Genomic DNA, 18,144 nt, shown 5'->3' with positions numbered 1-18,144 from the left:
CTGTTCACGCTTGCTGCCGTCAATCGCTGGAAACTCACCGCATCGGCCGAGGCGGGATCGACGGAAGTTCAACGCAGGCTGGTCCGCTCGATCGGCGTCGAGATGTTGATCGTGTTGGCGATTTTCGGCGTTGCCGCGGGCTGGCGCTTCACACCGCCGCCCCGAGCCCTGGCGATTGCGGCAGCGCAACCGGTGTCGGTTCATATCCACGCGCTGCAAGCGATGGCCGATCTCAGCATCACTCCCGGCCATGCCGGCCCGGTCGTTGCCTCGATGGTCATCATGAGCGGCGATTTCGGCCCGCTCGACGCCAAGGAGGTGACGCTTGTGCTGTCAAAACCCGATTCCGGCATCGAGCCGCTGAAGCGCGCTGCGAGCAAGCCCGGTGACGGCAGCTGGCGCGTCGACAACCTCTTCATCCCGGTGCCGGGCCGGTGGACGGTGCGCATCGACATACTGGTCTCGGACTTCGAGATGGTGAAGATCGAGGCGCCCGTCGATATCAGGCCGTAAGGCCGGACCGACACGAGCTTGGCTAGGCATCCGTGCAACACAATTCGGCGAGGCGGTTGACGTGGCCCAAAAGGCCCGTCAATCATCCCGTGAAGAATGGCATCCCGCCGAAGAATGGGCATCCCCGCAAGTCGCGGGCTCGAACCAACAAGATCCGAAAGCAGGGAAGAAACGATGGAAAAAGCCGAAATCGGCCTGATCGGCCTTGGCACGATGGGCTCCAACCTGGCGCTCAACATCGCCGAGCACGGGCACCGCATCGCCGTCTTCAACCGCACCAGGGCGCGCACCGACGCTTTCGTCGAGAATGCCGGCGCGCTCAGGGACATGGTCGTGCCCTGCTACAGCCTGGAAGAGCTTGCCGCCGCGATCCGGCCGCCGCGCCCGATCATCATCATGGTGCTGGCCGGCAAGCCGGTCGACGAACAGATCGCGGCTCTGCGCGGCGTTCTGTCGGCCAACGACATCGTCATCGACGCCGGGAATGCCAATTTCCGCGACACGATGCGGCGCTTCTCCGAGCTTTCCGGCTCGGATCTCACCTTCATCGGCATGGGCGTGTCCGGCGGCGAGGAGGGCGCGCGCCACGGGCCGTCGATCATGGTCGGCGGTACGGAGGACTCGTGGAAGCGCGTCGAGAAGGTGCTGACGGCGATCTCCGCCAAGTTCAAGGACGAACCCTGCGCGGCATGGCTCGGCACCGACGGCGCCGGGCATTTCGTCAAGACCATCCATAACGGCATCGAATATGCCGATATGCAGATGATCGCGGAGATTTACGGCATCCTGCGCGATGGCCTGGGCATGGGCCCGAAAGAGATCGGCACGGTGTTTGCCAACTGGAACAAGGGCCGGCTCAATTCCTACCTGATCGAGATCACCGCCAAGGTGCTGGCATCAGACGATCCGAAGACCGGCAAACCGGTGGTCGACATCATCCTCGACCGCGCCGGCCAGAAAGGCACGGGCAAATGGTCGGTCATCGAGGCGCAGCAACTCGGCATTCCGGCGACGGCGATCGAGGCGGCGGTGGCGGCGCGCGTGCTTTCGTCGATCAAGGACGAGCGGCTGGCGGCGGAAAAGGCCTATGGCAGCGCCGGCGTGACGAAGATTTCCGGTGACAAGGATGCCTTGCTGAAAGATCTGGAACTGGCGCTGTTCGCCGGCAAGATCGCCGCCTACGCCCAAGGATTCGCGGTGATGAGCGGCGCCTCCAAGGAATTCAACTGGAACCTGCCGATGCCGACCATCGCCAGGATCTGGCGCGCCGGCTGCATCATCCGCTCGCAGATGCTCGACACCATGGCGGAAGCCTTCAGCAAGGGCGGCGCCTCGACCAACCTCCTGATGGCCCCGGCCTTCATCGCGCTGATGCAGGAAGCGCATCCGTCGCTGCGCCGCATCGTGGCGAGGGCTTCGGAGGCCGGTTCGCCGGTGCCGGCGCTGTCTTCCGCACTTGCCTATTTCGACAGCTACCGCCAGGGCCGCGGCACCTCGAACCTGATCCAGGCGCAGCGCGACTTCTTCGGCGCGCACGGCTTCGAGCGCATCGACGACAGGGGCGCTTTCCATGGGCCGTGGGGGAGCGGTGCGGCTGGCTAGCCCAAGGGCCTAAACGGAAACCGGCGGGCTGAACGCCTGAACCTCGCCGGTGGCGACCAGGCGCTGCAACGAGCCGGGTGCGGCGCCGCCGATCCAGCCGAGCACGGAGCGGGCGAGATCGGAGCCGGCCAGGCGGAAGTTCTCGTTGACGACGAGCAATTCCGGCCGGAACAGGTGCAACAGGTCCGACGACTGCTTGGACACGACATCGACGTCGCGGCCAAGCTTGAGGCCGGCATCCTCGATGCCGGCGACGATCGCCAGTGTCGCGGCGGCAGCGCTGCTGACGAAGCCGTCCGGCCTGTTCTCGCGACGCATCACCTGCGCGGTCCTGGTCCTGATCTGCTCGATCGTGTGATCGATGGAAACGGTGTTGAACGGAATTTCGCTGGCTCCGACCTCGCTCAGCGCATCGGCAAAGCCGTTCAGCGTGTGGCCATAATAGGTCAGCCCGGGCGGCGGCGACAGAAGCGCCAGCTTGTGCCTGCCCATGCTCGCCAGGCGGCGCACGGCTTCCATCGCGAAAACATGGTTGTCGAAGTCATGGTAGGGATGGACCAGGCCCATGTCGGTGCGGCCATGCGTGGCAAAGGGCATGCCGTGCTCGAGCATGTAGCGGGCGCGCGGATCGTTCGGTTGGGTGCGCGAAATGATGACTCCGTCGGCCGAGCCGGTCTCGACGAGATAGCGGATCGGCTCCATCGGATCCTGCGAGCGGGAATAGGGCGTGACGATCAGGTGATAAGGCGTTTCGGCAAGCACTTCCGAAACGCCGTAGATGATGTCCGAGACGAAGCTCATGATCTCGCGGTCGGTGTTGAGCACGAGGCTGATGACATTGGTCCTGCCGGTGCGCAGACGCACGCCGGCGCGGTTCGGCCGGTAGCCGATCTGCTTGGCGACGAGCTGGACGCGGCGCCTGGTTTCGGCGCCGATTTCCGGGGCATCCTTCAAGGCGCGTGACACGGTGGTGACGCCGAGCCCGGTCATGAAGGCAAGCGTCTTCAACGTCGGCCGTCCCTGTGCCGAGGTCTCCCCGCTCTTGTCCGTACGTTGTCTGTCCATTCGTCCCGCCCGTCAGGCGCATAGCAGCCGCGAGCCATGTCGGCAATCGCCGTCATGGCGATACGATATGCGTTCCAGCCCCGGTAAAGTCTCAATATACTGAAACGTTACAGATTGCCATATCGAGTTACATGTCCCTCGCCCACGAGGTGGATGGTTCTTTTGCGAAACGCTTGGGATTCCAGGAGAAATCGCCTCTGCCGCCGCCTTTTGCCCGTATCAGGCGGCATTTCGGTGTTTGCGCCGCAGCAAACCATGCTGCAGTGCATGAGAAGCGCGATCATTCATGCGAATTTGTTCGCTGTCCGAAAAAATATCGGGGGCGCTTCGTTGATGGGTTGCACAGCCCGCGCAATTGCCGTATCGAAAATCTGTAACGTTTCAGATTCTGGGAGGAGCCGAAATGCGATACAAACTTTTGACCGCTGCGCTGGCAGCGACGGCCGCGTTGCAGTTTGCCGGCCAGGCGGCCGCGACGGACCTGGAAGTCACCCATTGGTGGACGTCGGGCGGCGAGGCGGCGGCGGTTGCGGAACTTGCCAAGGCATTCGATGCGACCGGCAACCACTGGGTGGACGGCGCCATTGCCGGCTCCGGCGGCACGGCGCGGCCAATCATGATCAGCCGCATCACCGGTGGCGATCCGATGGGCGCCACGCAATTCAACCATGGCCGGCAGGCGGAAGAACTGGTGCAGGCCGGCCTGATGCGCGACCTCACCGACGTCGCCACCAAGGGCAAGTGGACTGATGTCGTCCGGCCGAAGAGCCTGCTCGACGGCTGCACCATCGACGGCAAGATCTATTGCGTGCCCGTCAACATCCATTCCTGGCAGTGGTTGTGGCTGTCCAACGAGGCCTTCGAGAAGGCCGGCGTGCCGTTGCCGAAGGACTGGAATGAATTCGTGGCGGCAGCGCCGGCGCTGGAAAAGGCCGGCATCATCCCGCTCGCCGTCGGCGGACAGGCCTGGCAATCCTCCGGTGCCTTCGACGTCCTGCTTGCGGCTGTGGGCGGCACGGACACATTCCTCAAGGTCTACAAGGACAAGGATGCCAAGTTCGCCGCCGGGCCCGAAGTCGCCAAGGTCTTCAAGGCCGCGGACGATGCCCGCAAGATGGCGAAGAACACCAATGTGCAGGACTGGAACCAGGCGACCAACCTGGTCATCACCGGCAAGGCCGCTGGCCAGATCATGGGCGACTGGGCACAGGGCGAGTTCCAGGTTGCCGGCAAGACCGCCGGCAAGGATTACACCTGCCTGCCAGGCCTTGGGCTGAACGAGGTGATAGCCACGGGCGGTGACGCCTTCTACTTCCCGCTGCTCAAGGATGCCGACAAGAGCAAGGCGCAGGAGGTGCTGGCCGAGACGCTGCTCGATCCCAAGACGCAGGTTGCCTTCAATCTGAAGAAGGGATCCCTGCCGGTGCGCGGCGACGTCGATCTCAATGCGGCCAACGACTGCATGAAGAAGGGCCTCGCCATTCTTGCCAAGGGTGCCGTCATGCCGTGGACGGACCAACTGCTTTCGCAGGACACCCAGAAACAGAAGGAAGACCTTTTCGCCGAATTCTTCGCCAAGCCGGAACTGACCGTCGAAGACGCGCAGAAGCGCTTCGCCGACCTCATCGCTTCGGCGGACTGACGCTGGAGGCAACCCCGCCTCGCTCCCGGCCTTGCGAATGCGGGGCCGGGAATGCACCGCCCTTACCCAGCCGGCTGACGAGATGAGCAAGAGCGCACGCCCCAACCTTCTGTTCCGCAACCTCAATGCGAAGGTCGCCTCGATCCCGATGATCCTCACCGCCATGGTGGTTTTCGTCGGCGGCACCGTTTGGACGGTGCTCTATTCCTTCACCAATTCGAAGCTCCTGCCGCGGCTGAATTTCGTCGGGCTGGACCAGTATTACCGGCTGTGGGCGGCGCCGCGCTGGCTGATCTCGATCGAGAACCTGTTGATCTACGGCGCGATCTCGCTGGTGTTCTCGCTGGTCATCGGTTTTCTGCTTGCCGCGCTGCTCGATCAGAAGATCCGCTTCGAGGACACGTTCCGCACCATCTTCCTTTATCCTTTCGCGCTCTCCTTCATCGTCACCGGCCTGGTCTGGCAGTGGTTGCTCAACCCGGATTTCGGCATCCAGCATGTCGTGCGGGACTTAGGCTGGACGAGCTTCAGCTTCGACCCGCTCTATAATTCCAGCATCGTCATCTACGGCATATCGATCGCTGCGCTGTGGCAAGGCACCGGGCTCATCATGTGCCTGATGCTGGCCGGCCTGCGCGGCATCGACGAAGACATCTGGAAGGCGGCGCGCGTGGATGGGATCCCGATGTGGAAGACCTATCTGTTCATCGTCATCCCGATGATGCGGCCGGTCTTCATCACCACGCTCGTCATCATCGCTTCCGGCATCGTCAAGGTCTATGACCTGGTCGTGGCCCAGACCAGCGGCGGCCCGGGCATCGCCTCCGAAGTGCCGGCCAAATACGTCTACGACTATATGTTCTTCGCCCAGAACCTCGGCCAGGGTTTTGCCGCCTCGACCATGATGCTGCTCTCGGTGGTGATCGTCATCGTGCCTTGGGCCTATCTCGAGTTCGGGCGACGCAAATGAGCATTGCAGACATCACCGCTCAAGCAAGCGTTGCCGCCGGCGCGCGCCAGGACATCGCCGGGCCCTACGGTCCAAAGCCGCGCCGCGTGATTTCGCGCCGCAACGTCTTCCTCTACGGCACATTGTTCGTCATGGCGGTCTACTACCTCTTGCCGCTCTATGTCATGATTGTCACCTCGCTCAAGGGCATGCCGGAGATCCGGCTCGGCAACATCTTCTCACCGCCGCTCGAGATCACCTTCGAGCCGTGGGTCAAGGCGTGGTCGACGGCCTGCACCGGCCTTAACTGCGACGGGCTCTCGCGCGGTTTCTGGAATTCGGTGCGCATCACCGTGCCGTCGGTGCTGCTGTCGATCGCCATCGCCTCGGTGAATGGTTATGCACTGGCCAATTGGCGCTTCAAGGGCGCCGATACGTTCTTCATCATCCTGATCGTCGGCGCCTTCATTCCCTACCAGGTGATGATCTATCCGATCGTCATCATCCTGCGCGAAATCGGCCTCTATGGCAGCCTCAGCGGGCTGGTGATCGTCCATTCCATTTTCGGCATGCCGATCCTGACGCTGCTGTTCCGCAATTATTTCGCCTCGATGCCGGAGGAGCTGTTCCGGGCGGCACGCGTCGACGGCGCCGGCTTCTGGGGCATCTTCCTGCGCATCATGCTGCCGATGTCGCTGCCGATCTTCGTCGTCGCCATCATCCTGCAGGTGACCGGCATCTGGAACGACTTCCTGTTCGGCGTCGTCTACACCCGCCCCGACACCTATCCGATGACGGTGCAGCTCAACAACATCGTCAATTCGGTGCAAGGCGTGAAGGAGTACAACGTCAACATGGCCGCAACCATCCTGACCGGGCTTGTGCCGCTCATCGTCTACTTCATTTCCGGCAAGCTTTTCGTACGCGGCATCGCCGCCGGCGCGGTGAAGGGGTGATGGCGATGACGGCAGCCAATGATACCAGCGTTTCGATCCAGGACCTGTCATTGAATTTCGGCGCGGTGACCGTCCTGGAGACGCTCAATCTCGATGTCGCCGATGGCGAGTTCATCGTGCTGCTCGGGCCGTCCGGCTGCGGCAAGTCGACCTTGCTCAACTGCATTGCCGGCCTGCTCGATGTCTCCGAAGGCCGCATCTTCATCAAGGGCAAGAACGTCACCTGGGAAGAGCCCAAGGACCGCGGCATCGGCATGGTGTTCCAGTCCTATGCGCTCTATCCGCAAATGACGGTGGAGAAGAACCTGTCCTTCGGGCTGCGTGTCGCCGGCACGCCAAGAGAAGAGATCGCCAAGCGGATCGCGCGGGCGGCTGAGATCCTGCAGATCGAACCGCTGCTGCAACGCAAGCCGGCCGCACTTTCCGGCGGCCAGCGCCAGCGCGTCGCCATCGGACGGGCGCTGGTGCGCGATGTCGATGTGTTTCTGTTCGACGAGCCGCTGTCCAATCTCGATGCCAAGCTGCGCGCCGAACTGCGCGTCGAGATCAAGCTGCTGCATCGCAAGCTGCAGAACACCATGATCTACGTCACCCACGACCAGATCGAGGCGATGACGCTGGCCGACCGCATCGCGGTGATGAAGGGCGGCGTCATCCAGCAGCTCGATGCGCCGCAGACCATCTATAACAGGCCGGTCAACCGTTTCGTCGCCGGCTTCCTCGGCTCGCCCGCAATGAACTTCGTCGATGGCCGCCTGGAAGACGCCGACGGCGGCTGGCGGTTCGCGGCCGAGGATATCAAGATCCCGCTCGGCACTTACGACTTTGCCAAGCCTCCGGCTCCCGGAGCCGTCACATTCGGTATCAGGCCCGAGCATGTCAGTCTGAACAGCGGCACCGGTTGGCCGTTCTCGATAGCCGCCAATGTCGAGGTGGTCGAACCCATGGGCTCCGACACGCTGGTCTGGCTGAAGCTTGCCCAGCAGAATTTCAGCGTCCGAGTGACCTCGGAACGCACGCCCAAGAATGACGAGGCGGTGACGCTTGGCTTCGATCCGATGCGCGCTTCGCTTTTCGACACTGCAACGGGCACACGCATCTAGCTTTTGAGAACCAACCTTCCAACGACAATCCCCAAGCGAAACGGACAGAGACGATGAATTGGTCATTCCAACTTTACAGCGCCCGCAATTTCCAACCCTGGGACGGTGTGCTCGCCATGCTCGGCAAGCTCGGCTACGCCCAGGTCGAAGGCTTTGGCGGCGTCTATGATGATCCCAAGGCATTCCGTGCCGAGTTCGACAAGAACGGGCTTGCCATGCCGACTGGGCATTTCTCGATCGATGCGCTCGAGAACGATTTCGACGGCGTGCGCAGAACCGCCGACGCACTTGGTATCACGCTGCTCATCTGTCCCTTCCTGATGCCCGACCAGCGGCCATCCGACGTGGCCGGCTGGCGCGGCTTCGGCGAACGCCTGGCCAAGGTCGGCGACGCCGCGAAAAAGGCCGGCTACGGCTTTGCCTGGCACAACCATGATTTCGAGTTCAAGAAACTTGCCGACGGATCGGTGCCGCAGGATCACATCCTGTCATCCGCGCCCGATGTCAGCTGGGAGATGGACGTTGCCTGGGTGGTGCGCGGCGGCGATGATCCGTTGTCGTGGATCGAAAAACACGGCAAGCGCATCAGCGCCGTCCACGTCAAGGACATGGCCAAGCCCGGCGAGGGGCTGGATGAGGATGGCTGGTCGGATGTCGGCCATGGCACCATCGACTGGGCCGGTCTGATCAAGGTGTTGCGTGCCAAGAGTGCTGCCCAATACTACGTCATGGAACAGGACAACCCGAACGACATCGAGCGTTTCGCCCGCCGCTCCATCGCAGCCGCCAAAACATATTAGGAGCAATCAGCATGGCAAAGAAACTTGGCATCGGCGTCATCGGCTGCGGCAACATCTCGAAAGCGTATTTTTCGCTGGCGCCGCTGTTTCGCGGCATCGAGATGCGTGCCTGCGCCGACATCAACATGGAGGCGGCCAAGGCGCGGGCGAAGGAGTTCAAGCTGCGCGCCGAGACCGTCGAAGACCTGCTCAAGGCCGACGACATCGACATCATCGTCAACCTGACCATCCCGGCGGTGCACTATGAAGTGTCAAAGCAGATCCTCGACGCCGGCAAGCACGTCTATTCGGAAAAGCCGTTCGTGCTGTCGGTCAAGGAAGGGCTCGACCTTAAGAAGCGGGCGGAGAAAAAGGGCCTGCGGATCGGCTCGGCGCCAGACACTTTCCTCGGCGGCGCGCACCAACTGGTGCGCAACCTCATCGACACCGGCAAGCCTGGCAAGGTCACGAGCGGTACCTGCCATGTCATGGGCCACGGCATGGAGCATTGGCATCCCAATCCGGATTTCTTCTTCCAGCCGGGCGCCGGTCCCGTGCTCGATATCGGGCCTTACTACATCACCAATCTGATCCAGCTGATCGGACCGGTGAAACAGGTCGCGGCCTTCGCGACGACGCCGGCCAAGGAGCGGACGATCAGTTCAAAGCCGCGCGCGGGTGAAAAGATACCGGTTAACACGCCGACGACCATCCATGGGCTGCTGGAGTTCGAGAACGGTGCCGTTATAACGCTCAACACCAGCTGGGACGTCTGGGCCCACGGCCACGCGCCGATGGAACTCTATGGCGAGGCGGGTACGGTGTTCGTGCCGGACCCGAACTTCTTCGGTGGTGACGTTCGCTTCACCGACGCGGCCAAGCCGGTCAAGAAGCTGCCGAACTGGCCGCATCCGTTCGGCGTACCCAACGAGATGCATTCGCAAGGCATGATGGCCAACTACCGCACATCGGGCCTCGCCGACATGGCAGTGGCGATCGCGGAAGGCCGGCCGCACCGCTGTTCGATGGAGCTGGCGCTGCACGCCGTCGACGTGATGACCGGCCTGCTGCGCTCGGGCGAAACCGGCAAGTTCGTCGCCATGCAGACCACTTGCGAACGGCCGGCCGCACTTGGCGTCAAGGAAGCCAAGGCGCTTTTGGCGAAGAAGAAATAGGGCAGCACACCTCAACCCTCTCCCCGTTCCGACGGAGAGAGGGTAAAGGTGAGGGGCAGAGCCAACTCGCCGCGCTGTCGCGATGCAGCCGACCGGCTCGCTTCCATTTGAGGATTTTCCGATGCCCTACACGCCTGCCGAAAACCGCTATGAAAAGATGATATACAACCGCTGTGGCCGCTCCGGCCTGAAGCTGCCGGCAATCTCGCTCGGCCTGTGGCATAATTTCGGCAACGACACGCCGCACAAGACCAAGCAGGCGATCGCGCGCAAGGCCTTCGACCTCGGCATCACGCATTTCGATCTTGCCAACAATTACGGTCCGCCGCCCGGTTCTGCCGAGACCGCCTTCGGTGAAATCCTGCGCACCGACTTCGCCGCCTACCGCGACGAGCTGATCATCTCGACCAAGGCCGGCTACGAGATGTGGGCCGGTCCCTACGGCGAATGGGGTGGGCGCAAATACATGCTGGCCAGCCTCGACCAGAGCCTCAAGCGGATGGGGCTCGACTATGTCGATATCTTCTATTCGCACCGTTTCGATCCCGACACGCCGCTGGAAGAAACGATGGGTGCGCTCGACCATGCCGTGCGCTCGGGCAAGGCGCTCTATGCCGGCATCTCGTCCTACAATTCGCAGCGCACGCGCGAGGCCGCCGATATATTGAAGCAGCTTGGCACGCCTTGCGTCATCCACCAGCCGAGCTATTCGATGCTGAACCGCTGGGTGGAGGAAGATGGCCTGCTCGACACGCTCGAAGGGCTCGGCGTCGGCTCCATCGTGTTCTCGCCGCTGGCGCAAGGCATGCTGACCAACAAGTATCTCGGCGGCATTCCCGATGGCAGCCGTGCCTCCCAGGGCAAGTCGCTGAAGACAGCCTTCATCAACGACAAGACCATCGCCAACATCAAGGCGCTCGACGCCATCGCCGGCAACCGCGGGCAGACGCTGGCGCAGATGGCGCTGGCCTGGGTGCTGCGCAAGGGCAGGGTGACATCGGCGCTGATCGGCGCCAGCCGGCCGGAGCAGGTCGAGGACTGCGTCGGCGCGCTCAAGGTGCTCGACTTCAGCGATGCCGAACTCGCCGAGATCGACACCTATGCGCGCGAATCCGACATTAATCTGTGGGCGGCTTCCGCCGAGCGCAAAGGCCCGCCGCGAAAATAAGTCCTCTCGATAAGCCGGTAAGGAAAACGGCGGGAACCTCTCCCGCCGTTTTGCTTGAAAGCGAACAGCGCTGCTTCAGGGCGTTTTCGGTTTCTGGGCGGTGCCCAGTCCCGCCTTGGGCTTTGCCGGCGCCGGAGCCGAGGTCTTCATCTTCGCCTCGATCCAGCCGGTGTAGTTGGCCAGCCGCGTGTAGATGCCGTAGGCCTCCTTGTGGCCGCACGCCGCGCTGCCGTCCGCCGGGCCTTCGCCCCAGCTGACGACGCCGACTTGGACCGGGCCTTCGGCACCGGTCATGAACAGCGGGCCGCCGCTGTCGCCGTTGCAGGCATCGCGCACGCCGCTGGTGGTGCCGGCGCAGATCATGTTGCCGGTCAGCGGGTCGGTCATGTCGGCGGCGATCGCATTGGCGGCCGCGTCGATGCCTTTTTCCGAATAGCGCATACGGCGGGACAGATCACCGAGCGCTGCCTTCAGATCACGCGCATAGATGGCCTTGATGCCGCTGTTGCAGGCCTGGTTCGGCTGCAGGTCGAGATCGACAACCATCAGCGTGGTCGGAAAGGTGCCGTCCTGCATCTTGCCCCAGCCGGTGACCGTCGTCTTGCCGGTCTCGGGGGTTGCCTCATGGGCGACCTTGATGGTCGGCGCATCGGCCGGTTCGGCAAGCCGGAGCAGGCCGATGTCGTTGTCGAGCGTTTGCTCGCTGTAGGCTTCGTTGACGATGACCTCCACCACCTTGTGGCGCTTGCCCTCGCTGAGATCGGTTGCACCGGTCAGCACGGTGACGCTCTCCGGCGAAACCGGCTGACCCTTGTCGTTGAGGCAGTGTGCTGCCGTCAGCACCCATTGCGGCGCGATCAGGCTGCCGCCGCAGAATTGGGCATTGGCCTGCGAGGCCGGGTTCTCGTCCAGCCTGTCGGTGGTGAGCAGCGCGACCTGGAACGGATAGGCTCCCTTTTCGGCCTGGTTGCCGCCATAGACGCGGTCGGCCGCGTCGGGGTTCTCCGCCGCGGCTTTCGCCCTGGCTTCCGTCACGCGCTTCATTGGCGAGACTGCTGCCTCCGGTCGGGCGACCGCTTCGTCGGCCTGGGTGGAATTGGCTGCCGCAAGGGCGGCTGCGATGCCGAGCAGCGATGCAGCGGCGATCGGCCTGAACCGATGGATGATGTTCATCTGAAGCCCTCCTGATATGTACCCGAGCGGACCAGCCCCGGCGCATGATCAACAAAGCAAGCCTCAGACTGGTGGTCAGGCCGCGCAGCTTTCGTTGTAGCGGCACGGCAGGGACACCAAGTCAGGCACTGCTTCGCGTATCGCGTTCCTGTGCAGACCCCGTTCAAAACCCTATAGCCCCCCACGGGCTATGTGGAAGCTAATTGTCATTCCAATGTTGTATTAATTTAGGCAATATATCCGCGCCGGTGTCTTTGGCGGGGGCTTTGACCGACCGCATAGGCGATGGTCATATTTCAAGTGCGGTAACCAAACTCCTTTTTCGACGCCACCACGATCTCGACAATATTTCTGTATTTTGATCCAGTCCTTGCTGACTTTTGGGAGAGTCTCACCATGACAAAACTGACAAACGCACTCATTGCGTCCACATTGCTTTCCACCGCAATGTGGGCGGTTCCAGCTTTCGCCGCCGATCCTGGCTCCGCCAGTGCCGGCAACGGCGAAAGCGCGCGCGACGCGACTTCAGGCGACTACAAGCCCGGGCGGGCAAAGCCGATCGCGCCACCGAAGCTGACCGACGAAGACAGCCGCGCCGCGCCGCTTGCCGACGAGGCAACGGCTGTCAAATCCTACGGCATCGTCGGACGGTCGGCCGATGGCAAGGAGATCAAGATCGAGCCGAGCGAAGCGCTGCGGGAGCTTATCATCAAGGAACTGAACGCTCCGGCCACCGGAAAAGACGGGGCCGAGCGCAAGACCGAGGATCCGGACCTCGGCGAAGGCGAAGCCGGCCGCCAGGTTTTCGGCACCGACGATCGCGAGCAGGTCAAGAACACCAAGACCTATCCGTTCTCGGCAATAGGTTATCTCGAAGCCAAATCGCCGAAGACGGGCAGCTTCGGCAGCTGTTCGGCAACGCTGATCGGTCCGCGAACCGTACTCACCGCCGCGCACTGCCTCTACAGTCATGAGGACAAGGATTGGCTCTCCGACTATTTGTTCGTGCCGGGGCTGAACGGCAGCACGGCCGACGACGCACCGTTCGGCGCCTTCGCCTTCGAAAGCGCCTATGTGCTGCAAGGCTTCATCGACAACTACCAGGGTTATTATGGTTCGGTCCTGCTGTGGGATCTCGGCGTAGTCACGCTAAAGCAGGATGTCGGCACCAATCTCGGCTGGCTGGGCTATGCCAACTACGAGGATCTCGGCGATTTCACCGCCAATCTCGTCGGCTATCCCGGCGACAAGCCGATGGGCACGATGTGGAAGGCAAACTGCGAAGTGCACGCCGAAAACATCGCGCCGGAATATTTCCAGTATGACTGCGATACGTTCCCAGGGTCGAGCGGCAGCTCGGTCTATGCTTACGACAACAAGGCCAAGCAGCGCATCGTCACCGGTGTCAACGTGGCGGAAAGCCCCGACGCGAACACTGCCGTGCGCCTGAACGCTGCCAACGTCCAGTGGATCAACAGCCTGTATAAATAATCGCTGCGCATTCGCGGTGGAGACAAAGGCGGCGGCGCAATCCCGCCGCCTTTTTGGCGCCGCTATTTGGCTTCGGCCGTGGGCGGCCCATTGCGCACATAGGTCTCGATTGCCGAAGCGAAAGTGGGAGAACCCGCCTTGCGCTGCTTGTCTATGTAGCCGGCAAAATAGCTCCAGAAAGAGACGGCATAGTCACGGAAATAAGCATCGGTCACTTTGCGCGAACACAAATCGCCGTCGATGCAGAATGACAGCCGGTTGAGGAAATAGACGATGCGGTCGAAATTCTCGCTGAAATCGGCGAGCGGCATGTCGCCGCCGGAGGCGGTCATCGCCTCGATGCCGATCCGTTGCCGGAACACCTGCTCCTCGGTTGGCGAGGGGTTGGCGCTGAGCAGATTGTCATATTTGGCGTTGAGGCCCGTCAGACGATCCTTTAGGGCACGCTGCGCCTGCTGGTAGTCCTTGTTTTCCCAGAGCTCGACAAGCGACATGGTCTGCTCGACGCGCTTCTGTTCCTGGTTGGCCAGGAACTGGTAGACCGAGAACATCAAGGTGAAGATGATGGCGAGACGCACTGCCATGCCCGACCAGGCATAGACCAGCATGCGCCAGTCGCGGTCTGTGAACGGGTTGCTCTCCTTCTTGATCTCGTGGCTGCTTGGCCACGGGAAACCTTCGGTGGTTTCCTGCAGCACCGGTTTGCCGGCCTGCGCCTTTGCGGGTGCGGTCACTGCCGTCTGCCTGGTGTTGCCCGTTGGCTTCTTCATCCGCAGCTGTCCAGTTCAATGGTGGCGGAGGGATCCAGCACGATGCCCGGCGTCTCCAGCTTCCGTTTCAGGCATTCCAGTTGCAGGCGCGAAATCATGAACTGTACGTCGGGCTCCGCCGCCCCCTTGTTGGGGGACGGCAAGGCTTCGACGACGCCGCGCGAGGCGCAGTTGCTGAGATCGACGATAACCGCGTCGCTGCCGCTTTTGGCGAACTGGTCGTACTGATCGAGAAAACACGTCGCCAGTTCCGAGTTGGTGACGATCTGCTTGACGCACAGGCCGCAGGCCTCGTCCGCCGAAGCGTTGGCGATCAGCAACAGGCCGCCGGCAAGGCCGGCTACCGTTCCACGCCAGGAAAACACAGAATTCTTCACAATCGATCCTATCCGTTTCATCCGGCCGTCATGCGCCAGGACGCGGCCGGGAATGTTCTCATATCGCGCCGATCGCGCAAGAGCCGGCGCAACAGAGCCGTGAGGCTTTGGCGCCGACATCCGGTCAGGCGCGCGGCACTGTCTCCATCGGGAAGATCATCACCGCGCCTTTCGGGCCGCTCTTGTCGGCAAGCCGCATCACCGAGCGGGTTGCCGGCGCCATGCCGAGATCGGTCAGCATGTCGGAGAAGCCGGCGGAGCCCGTTCCACGCGTCGCCGAGGCGACGCCGTCCTGCGCCAGGAAACTCAGATCCTGCTTCTCGCTCTCCGGCGGCGCCTCGGTCAAAACCGCGATCATCCGTTCCATGCCGAAGCTGGTGTCGGTGAAGGCCAGCAGTCCCTCCTCGATCGTGGCCTGCGGGGCGAGGCGTTCGGCAACGATATGAGTGATCGAATAGTCGCTGCCGACATAGAGCACGTTGATGTCGACCAGCAGGTCCGAGCCGTTCTTGGCCAGCACATGCACTTCGTCACCCGGCGAGACGCGCGGCACAACCGAAGCCTGCAGCGGTTCGAGGCCATCCTTGTCGCGACGTTTGACCTGAAACTGGACGTCGACGTCCTCGGGCTTGTAGTCGGAGGCCGCCGCCAGCCGCGAAAGCCCGGTGGCACGGAAGATGGTGCGCAGGTTCCTGGTCGTTGCATCGGCCAGCTTGTGGCGGTCGTGAATGATGATCAGCGGCGGTTTGCCGCCCTCCTTCAGGCTCACGTCGCCCGACGCCGGCAGGAACCACAGCGCCGGCTTGTCGGTCGCATCCTTGACGCCGGGAACGGCATTCTCGCGCATCACCGCAAAGCGGAGGTCGGCGCTCTTGCCGGGATCGACCAGCTCGATGTTGAAGCCGGTCTCCCTGGCTGTGGCCAGTTCGTCGAGAACCGAATTGACCAGAGCGGTTTCCTTCTCAAGTCCCTTGGCTATGGCCGGCCGCGCCAAGACGAGCTTGTAGTCGACGGCGATCTCCGCCACCCGCGCATAGGCGTTGGCGGGAATGTCGGCGACTTTGAGCGCCGGCTTCTTGTCGAACTCGACCGGCTTGACGCGGCTTTCCAGGTTTTTTGCCGACTGCACTTCCAAAAATCCGACAGCGTCGGACAGCGGCGATAACGCCGACGGCAGGATGGCGAGCTTGCTGCCGGGGGTGAGGCGATGCAGCAGCCCGGCGCCGATCGTCGCTTCGCCGTCCTTGATGACGACAGGCCACTGCATGACTGCATCGGTCTTGTCGGTGCCGAAGACGCGGGCATCCAGTTCGCCCTCGAACAGCGGTGTCGGCCGGGTGCGGCTGTCGGCCGAATATTGCTGCAGCACGGCCTGGCCGAGTTGGCGATAGGTGACGTTGGGATTCTCGGCCAGTTTGGACAGGATGGTGAAGGTGAACAGGCCCAAGCGCGGCGCATCCGCGATGCCCTTGGGCAACGGCATCTCGGGCGTCGTCTCCACCGTCTGCGCGGCATAGAAGGCGACCAGCTTGCCCTTGGTGATCGGTTCGCCACCGGTCGGCGTCAGGGTGAAGGCGGGCTTGCGCGTGCCATTGTCGTCGATGCCGCGCGAGCCGGCGACCGAAATCACCTCGTCATAGGCCTTGATCGCGGCAGCCCGCTCGGCCTCGTTGCCGCCGACCAGGTCGGCGAACTCGACCTTGCGCTCCAGCTCGTCATCGACCTCGACGGCGCGTGTCGCGGTTCCGGAATGGCAGCAGTCGAACACAACCCAGACGAAAGCACCCTTGTCGCGGATGGCGTCGAGTGCCGCGCCGATTTCGTTGTCGATCAGCGCATTGGGCACGCCGGCATCGCGGTTGATCCATTTGCCGATATCGACGGGCAGAAAGATCTCGTCGAGCCCGTCGGTCTCGTCGCCCTTGACCATCTGCGGCTGCTGGGCACCGTGACCGGACAGATGCAGGTAGACGAAATCGTCGCGCTGAACCTTGGCGGCAAGGTCGGCCAATGCAGCCTTGATCGCCGCATGGGTCGGCAGGCCACTGGCGCCGGGGACATCCTTGGCGAGCAGCGTGACGTTTTCCGGCGCGAACCGCACGGGGTCGGGCACACTCTTCAGCAGATAGTCGTGGACGAGGGCTGCATCGTTCTTCGGCCCGACAAGCCAGTTCCTCTGCGGCAGGTTGGGATATTCGGTGCAGGCGACCAGCAGCGCATGGTAGATGCGCGATGCGGCCATGGTTCGGAACGACACCATGCCGGCCATGGTCAAGGCGGACGTGCCGACCAGCAGCGTCCGCCGCGTCAATTTGATCATGATTGCTTCCCCAAGCCCGACCGAATTTCCAAGCGCGGCAATCCTTGCCGAAGATATTGTCAGTATTTTGAACGTCACATCGCAGAGCAACCTGCCTGTTGCCCCGCTCCGATCGATGTTCTCGACAGCCTCGCGGGCAGAATGCTGGAAACAGTAGCAAAAATGCCTGTTCGTCGCTATCTGGATGGGACATGGATCGTTTGTGCGCGGCACAAGCGACGCAAGGCGAGTTGGAAACAGGATCATGGCGGCAAGGGATGTGCTGACGAAGAACCAGCTGTGCGTGCTCGAGAAACTCGAGACCGCCAGCGGGCCGCTCAGTGCCTACACCTTGCTCGACCAATTGCGCGAGCGCGGTTTTCGCGCGCCGCTCCAGGTCTATCGCGCGCTCGATACGCTGGTGAAGTCAGGTTTCGTGCATCGGCTCGAAAGCATCAACTCCTTCGTCGCCTGCGCCGAGCCGCACGACCACAGCCATTCGATGACCGCCTTCGCGATCTGCGACACATGCGGGCAGGTCACCGAAATGTCCGACCACGATGTCGGCCACCAGTTGGACGAATGGGTGCGCTCCACCGGCTTCGCCGCCAAGAAGGCGGTGATCGAATTTCGCGGGACGTGTGCCAAGTGCCTGGCCGAAGCGGCCTAAGGTGTGTTGATATTCAGGTGATGCCGGCCTGCAAATGGCTGATACCTGCGCTTCCGGTGCTCACGTACGAAAAGTACGCTCCGCTCCGGTTCTCGGAATCCACCATTTTCGGCTCGGCCTGACATGAATCTCAACACACCTTGCGTTGGCGCTAATGCGCCTCGTCCCAGTTGTTCGCCGCCCGCGCGTCGACGTGCAGCGGCACCGACATCGAGACCGCCGGCATCGCCGCGTTCTCCATGACGTGACGCACGACCGGGATCGTTGCCTCGACTTCCGCCTCGACGGTCTCGAAGATCAATTCATCATGCACCTGCAGCAGCATGCGTGCCGAAAGGCCTGCTTTTTCCAGCGCCTCCTCCATGCGGATCATGGCACGGCGGATGATGTCGGCGGCGGTGCCTTGCAGGCG

17 protein-coding genes are annotated in these 18,144 nt (G+C 62.6%); 11 read left to right on the top strand and 6 right to left on the bottom strand.

The genetic code is table 11. The features are described 5' to 3' along the window. Nucleotides 1-513: CopD family protein (locus tag EOD15_RS10590; RefSeq protein WP_245463634.1), on the top strand; the 513-nt coding region annotated here is incomplete at its 5' end. A gap of 174 nt (nucleotides 514-687) precedes the next feature. Next, complete coding sequence (gene gndA, locus EOD15_RS10585; RefSeq protein WP_127322065.1) at nucleotides 688-2,115, top strand: NADP-dependent phosphogluconate dehydrogenase; 1,428 nt, start codon at nucleotides 688-690, stop codon at nucleotides 2,113-2,115. Nucleotides 2,116-2,124: 9 nt separating this feature from the next. On the opposite strand, the gene EOD15_RS10580 is transcribed toward gndA, so the two are convergent. Beyond that, the gene (locus EOD15_RS10580; protein WP_127322066.1) at nucleotides 2,125-3,180 is read right to left on the bottom strand and encodes a LacI family DNA-binding transcriptional regulator; all 1,056 of its coding nucleotides are present in this window, start codon (nucleotides 3,178-3,180) and stop codon (nucleotides 2,125-2,127) included. Nucleotides 3,181-3,583: 403 nt separating this feature from the next. On the opposite strand from EOD15_RS10580, the gene EOD15_RS10575 reads away from it, so the two are divergent. The 7 genes from EOD15_RS10575 (at nucleotide 3,584) to mgrA (ending at nucleotide 10,952) form a co-directional block, all read left to right on the top strand. Continuing rightward, nucleotides 3,584-4,822: an ABC transporter substrate-binding protein gene (locus EOD15_RS10575; protein ID WP_127382134.1), complete on the top strand. Its 1,239-nt coding sequence runs from the start codon at nucleotides 3,584-3,586 to the stop codon at nucleotides 4,820-4,822. Between the two features lie 82 nt (nucleotides 4,823-4,904). Continuing rightward, on the top strand, nucleotides 4,905-5,792 hold the full coding sequence (locus tag EOD15_RS10570) for a sugar ABC transporter permease (RefSeq protein WP_127322195.1): 888 nt from the start codon (nucleotides 4,905-4,907) through the stop codon (nucleotides 5,790-5,792). Further along, nucleotides 5,789-6,727: a carbohydrate ABC transporter permease gene (locus EOD15_RS10565; protein ID WP_127322194.1), complete on the top strand. Its 939-nt coding sequence runs from the start codon at nucleotides 5,789-5,791 to the stop codon at nucleotides 6,725-6,727. The genes EOD15_RS10570 and EOD15_RS10565 overlap by 4 nt, the downstream gene beginning before the upstream one ends. A gap of 5 nt (nucleotides 6,728-6,732) precedes the next feature. Then, nucleotides 6,733-7,830 carry a sn-glycerol-3-phosphate ABC transporter ATP-binding protein UgpC gene (ugpC, locus tag EOD15_RS10560; RefSeq protein ID WP_127322193.1) on the top strand — a complete coding sequence of 366 codons (1,098 nt, stop codon included), beginning with the start codon at nucleotides 6,733-6,735 and terminating at the stop codon, nucleotides 7,828-7,830. Between the two features lie 53 nt (nucleotides 7,831-7,883). Further along, on the top strand, nucleotides 7,884-8,630 hold the full coding sequence (locus EOD15_RS10555; protein ID WP_127322192.1) for a sugar phosphate isomerase/epimerase: 747 nt from the start codon (nucleotides 7,884-7,886) through the stop codon (nucleotides 8,628-8,630). Nucleotides 8,631-8,641: 11 nt separating this feature from the next. Continuing rightward, the gene (locus EOD15_RS10550) at nucleotides 8,642-9,784 is read left to right on the top strand and encodes a Gfo/Idh/MocA family oxidoreductase (RefSeq protein ID WP_127322191.1); all 1,143 of its coding nucleotides are present in this window, start codon (nucleotides 8,642-8,644) and stop codon (nucleotides 9,782-9,784) included. Nucleotides 9,785-9,905: 121 nt separating this feature from the next. Beyond that, nucleotides 9,906-10,952 carry an L-glyceraldehyde 3-phosphate reductase gene (mgrA, locus tag EOD15_RS10545; RefSeq protein WP_127408472.1) on the top strand — a complete coding sequence of 349 codons (1,047 nt, stop codon included), beginning with the start codon at nucleotides 9,906-9,908 and terminating at the stop codon, nucleotides 10,950-10,952. Between the two features lie 75 nt (nucleotides 10,953-11,027). Here mgrA and EOD15_RS10540 read toward each other — a convergent pair whose 3' ends face one another. Next, nucleotides 11,028-12,125 carry a trypsin-like serine protease gene (locus EOD15_RS10540; protein ID WP_127408471.1) on the bottom strand — a complete coding sequence of 366 codons (1,098 nt, stop codon included), beginning with the start codon at nucleotides 12,123-12,125 and terminating at the stop codon, nucleotides 11,028-11,030. 396 nt (nucleotides 12,126-12,521) lie between these two features. Here EOD15_RS10540 and EOD15_RS10535 point away from each other — a divergent pair, with 396 nt between their 5' ends. Beyond that, nucleotides 12,522-13,616: a serine protease gene (locus EOD15_RS10535; protein WP_127322031.1), complete on the top strand. Its 1,095-nt coding sequence runs from the start codon at nucleotides 12,522-12,524 to the stop codon at nucleotides 13,614-13,616. Between the two features lie 62 nt (nucleotides 13,617-13,678). On the opposite strand, the gene EOD15_RS10530 is transcribed toward EOD15_RS10535, so the two are convergent. The 3 genes from EOD15_RS10530 to EOD15_RS10520 form a co-directional block, all read right to left on the bottom strand. After that, the gene (locus EOD15_RS10530) at nucleotides 13,679-14,386 is read right to left on the bottom strand and encodes a hypothetical protein (RefSeq protein ID WP_127322032.1); all 708 of its coding nucleotides are present in this window, start codon (nucleotides 14,384-14,386) and stop codon (nucleotides 13,679-13,681) included. Then, nucleotides 14,383-14,763 (bottom strand): hypothetical protein, encoded by a 381-nt coding sequence (locus EOD15_RS10525; RefSeq protein WP_127322033.1) that lies wholly within the window; start codon nucleotides 14,761-14,763, stop codon nucleotides 14,383-14,385. The genes EOD15_RS10530 and EOD15_RS10525 overlap by 4 nt, the downstream gene beginning before the upstream one ends. 124 nt (nucleotides 14,764-14,887) lie before the next feature. Beyond that, entirely contained in the window at nucleotides 14,888-17,083 is a 2,196-nt protein-coding gene (locus EOD15_RS10520) for a caspase family protein (protein ID WP_127408470.1), read from the bottom strand. A 244-nt stretch (nucleotides 17,084-17,327) separates the two neighbouring features. On the opposite strand from EOD15_RS10520, the gene EOD15_RS10515 reads away from it, so the two are divergent. Continuing rightward, nucleotides 17,328-17,732, top strand: coding sequence for a Fur family transcriptional regulator (locus EOD15_RS10515; RefSeq protein WP_109658718.1), 405 nt, complete (start codon nucleotides 17,328-17,330; stop codon nucleotides 17,730-17,732). A 151-nt stretch (nucleotides 17,733-17,883) separates the two neighbouring features. Here EOD15_RS10515 and EOD15_RS10510 read toward each other — a convergent pair. Further along, nucleotides 17,884-18,144 (bottom strand): DNA polymerase (locus EOD15_RS10510; RefSeq protein WP_148129522.1); only part of this gene is annotated, 261 nt, incomplete at its 5' end.

The organism is Mesorhizobium sp. M7A.T.Ca.US.000.02.2.1, from assembly GCF_003996995.1.
GTDB lineage: Bacteria > Pseudomonadota > Alphaproteobacteria > Rhizobiales > Rhizobiaceae > Mesorhizobium.
This window is presented reverse-complemented; position numbering and strand designations above follow the sequence as displayed.